The organism is Mesorhizobium sp. M1169, assembly GCF_040318345.1.
GTDB lineage: Bacteria > Pseudomonadota > Alphaproteobacteria > Rhizobiales > Rhizobiaceae > Mesorhizobium.
The window spans coordinates 1-3183 of sequence record NZ_JAMYME010000096.1 but is presented as its reverse complement, the minus strand read 5'-3'; the positions used below and the strand labels follow the sequence as shown (position 1 = coordinate 3183).

4 protein-coding genes are annotated in these 3183 nt (G+C 64.2%); all 4 read left to right on the top strand.

Annotation, left to right across the window (positions count from 1 at the left end):
• Positions 1-89: 89 nt before the first annotated feature.
• The 4 genes from tnpA (at position 90) to NKH41_RS33860 (ending at position 3132) form a co-directional block, all read left to right on the top strand.
• Complete coding sequence (tnpA, locus tag NKH41_RS33875) at positions 90-557, top strand: IS66-like element accessory protein TnpA (RefSeq protein WP_352466296.1); 468 nt, start codon at positions 90-92, stop codon at positions 555-557.
• A complete protein-coding gene (gene tnpB, locus NKH41_RS33870; protein WP_352466297.1) occupies positions 554-907 on the top strand; it encodes an IS66 family insertion sequence element accessory protein TnpB in 354 nt (117 codons plus the stop codon). Before tnpA ends, tnpB begins: the two co-directional genes overlap by 4 nt.
• A gap of 48 nt (positions 908-955) precedes the next feature.
• Positions 956-2530: an IS66 family transposase gene (tnpC, locus tag NKH41_RS33865; RefSeq protein ID WP_352466298.1), complete on the top strand. Its 1575-nt coding sequence runs from the start codon at positions 956-958 to the stop codon at positions 2528-2530.
• A 71-nt stretch (positions 2531-2601) separates the two neighbouring features.
• On the top strand, positions 2602-3132 hold the full coding sequence (locus NKH41_RS33860) for a UPF0149 family protein (protein WP_352466299.1): 531 nt from the start codon (positions 2602-2604) through the stop codon (positions 3130-3132).
• Positions 3133-3183: the final 51 nt, after the last annotated feature.

Genomic DNA, 3183 nt, shown 5'->3' with positions numbered 1-3183 from the left:
CGGGAGCGTGACGAGCACCCCATCTTGCCTGAGGGCTATGCACTGGGGAGATTTGCCGCCTGATTTGCGGCAGCGAGGAGCGCAGGCGCATGGAGTGGGAGGACCCTGATGCCAGTCATCAAGACAGTCATCAAGGCAGGCATGAAGAGGGTCACTATCGCCGGGTCGAGGTGATCACAGGCCGGCGGAAACGGCGCAGCTGGACGCCGGCGGAGAAGGCGCGGATTGTTGCGGAAAGCGCGGAGCCGGGCGCCAACATCTCGGCTGTCGCGCGGCGTTGGGGGATCAATCGAGGTCTTCTTTCGGTCTGGCGACGGCACGTGGGGCTGGTGCAGGCGAAAGCGGCTGCGGAGACGACGCCAGCCCTGCAGTTTGTGCCAATTACGATCGCGGGCGAGGAGCGACAGCTCGAGCATAGTGACGCACGGAATAAGGAGGCGCCCAGGTCGACCGGTCGGATCGAGCTCGAGATCGGTGAAAGCCGCCTCGTCCTGACGGGTTCGGTCGATCCGGCCCTGGCGGCCGCCATCGTGGGTGCCTTGCGTGTGCCGCAGTGATTGCGCTAGCCGGCGACGTGAAGGTGGTGGTGGCGACGCAGCCGGTCGACTTCCGCCGCGGCATCAATGGCCTTGTTGCCCTGGTCGCCTCGGCTCTTGCAGCCGATCCCTATTGCGGTGACGTCTTTGTCTTCCGCCCCAAGCGCGGCGACAGATTGCGCCTTCTTTTTTGGGACGGAAGCGGCATGGTTCTGGCCTCGAAATGGCTCGAATCGGGGCGCTTCACCTGGCCGCCGATCCGCGACGGCCAGGTCCGGCTGACGCGCGAGGAGTTCGCCCTTCTGGTGGCTGGCCTCGACTGGACGAGGGTGGCGAAGAAACACGTCAAAAGACCGGTCAGAGCGGCGTGAAGTGACTGGATTTGCTTGAAGATTCGGGGTCGCCTGGTAGGGTTGATCATGTCGCCCCGCCCTGATTCGTTGCCATCGGATCCTGCCGAATTGCAGAGAATGGTTCTGGCTCTTAAAGCCGAGAACGCGGAGCTGCGCGTCTATGCCGATCTGCTTCGGCAGATGATCTTCGGGGTAAAATCGGAGAAGCTGGCCGTGCTCGATCCGGTGCAGATCGCGCTCGATCTCGGTGACCTCTGCGAGGTGCCGGCCGCGGCCAACGACGATGCCGTCGAAGACAAGGATCGGCCGCGACGCAAGCACCGGTCGGCGTCGCGCAACATGGGTGCCCTGCCGAAGCATCTGCCGCGCTGCGAGGAAGTGATCGAGCCGCAGAGCGCGGTCTGCTCGTGTTGCGAACTTCCCCTCCATCGCATCGGCGAGGATGTCAGTGAGGCCCTCGATATCGTTCCGGCACTGCTACGCGTGATCCGCACGATCCGGCCCAAATACGCCTGCCGGGCCTGTGAGGCCCATGTCGTCCAGGCGCCGGCGCGAGCGCGAGTAATGGACGGGGGCATGGCGACGACGGCGCTGATGGCGCATGTGGTCGTCTCCAAGTTCGCCTGGCATCTTCCTCTCTATCGCCAGTCGCAGATCTTCTCGGGTTACGGCATCAATCTCGACCGTGGCACGCTCGGCGGCTGGGTCGGACGGGCCGCCTGGTGGCTGAGGCCGCTTTACGATCGCCTGCTTGCCTTCATCCGCTCGCAGCCGCGGGTGTTTTGTGACGAAACGCCTCTGCCGCGACTTGATCCGGGACGCAAGCGGACGAAAGTCTGCCAGTTGTGGGCGCAGGCCGTCGATGATCGTCCCTGGCAGGGACCGGCACCGCCGGCAGTCGGCTATGTGTTTGCAGAAAGCCGGGGAACCGGAGAGATCGAGGCACAGCTTTCAACATTCGACGGCATTCTGCAGGTCGATGGCTATGCGGCCTACAAGAGCCTGGCGAAGCGGCGGCGCAAGAGCAATATCGCACCCTTGCAGCTTGCCTTTTGTCTGGCCCATGCTCGGCGCAAGTTCGTCGAGGTGGTCAAGACGACGGGCTCGAGCGAGGCGCTGGCGGTGGTCGCCGCTATTGCCGAGATCTACCGGATCGAGGAATGCATCCGCGGCATGAGCGCCGAGCAGCGCCTGTCGGTGCGCAAGGCCGAGAGCGCTCCGCTCATGGCGGCACTGAAGGAGCAGTTGGAGATGCTGATCGATGAGGTCTCGGCCAAGTCGTCGCTCGGCAAGGCCATTGCCTACACGCTGGCGCATTGGCATGGGCTGATCGCCTTCCTCGAGGACGGCCGGATCGAAGTCGACAGCAACGTTGTCGAGCGTTCGCTCAAACCAGTTTGCCTGACGAGGAAGAATAGCCTCTTTGCCGGATCCGCTCGCGGTGGCGAGACATGGGCGGTGCTGGCATCACTGGTCAACTCGGCACGGCTCAATGGTCTCGATCCCGAAACCTGGCTCGCCGACGTGCTCGAGCAGATCGTCTCGGGTTTCATTCCGGTCAATCGGCTCGACGAGCTCTTGCCGTGGAATTGGAAGGCGGACCGGGAAGCACGGGGCCAACTGGAGCGTGTGGCGGCATGATCGCTCGTCGGTCAAGGGGGCCCGTCGCCGCTCGGCCCGCTGCGGCGTCCTCGATTGCGCCTTCGCGCCCGATGCTGGACGATGCGGCCTTCGAGACGTTCCTGCACAAGCAGCGGCCGCATCCGCCGGTCTTCGGCATGGATGGGCTCGACGGCTATCTGACTGCGCTCATCATCGGTCCGCGCTTTATCGACCCGCGCCAATGGATTCCTTTGTTTGCAGGCGAGCAAGCGTTGATGGCGCTCGAAGGTACAACCGAGGCGCTCGCCGTTCAGACGCTGGTTGCCAACTATAACCGGATCTCGGTCGGGCTCGGCGAAACGCCGGAGACCTGGCGTCCGCGCCTTGCGCGACAGCAGGACGGCACATTCGACGCCTTCGAATGGTCGACCGCCTTCCTGCTTGCCACCGGCTACGCCACAAGGCTCTGGCGCCCCGTTCTCCACGGCCATGCCAAGACCGGCGACATCATCGCCCCGATCCGGGATACAACGGGGCTGAACTCCCGTCTCGACGACGCGGGCGTCGCAGCCGTTGCAAAGGCGGTCGTCGCCATCCGCTCGTACTTCATGCCCAAGCGGGTCAAAGCGGCCCGCATCTGAATCCTGCCTCTGTCAAGCAAGGACAGTCGTGCGGTGCTCGTGACGCTTACA

Excerpts from the sequence above, each read along its gene's own strand:
- NKH41_RS33860 (WP_352466299.1), top strand. The coding sequence starts at position 2,602 with ATGCTGGACGATGCGGCCTTCGAGACGTTCCTGCACAAGCAGCGGCCG.
- tnpA (WP_352466296.1), top strand. The coding sequence starts at position 90 with ATGGAGTGGGAGGACCCTGATGCCAGTCATCAAGACAGTCATCAAGGC.
- tnpC (WP_352466298.1), top strand. The coding sequence starts at position 956 with ATGTCGCCCCGCCCTGATTCGTTGCCATCGGATCCTGCCGAATTGCAG.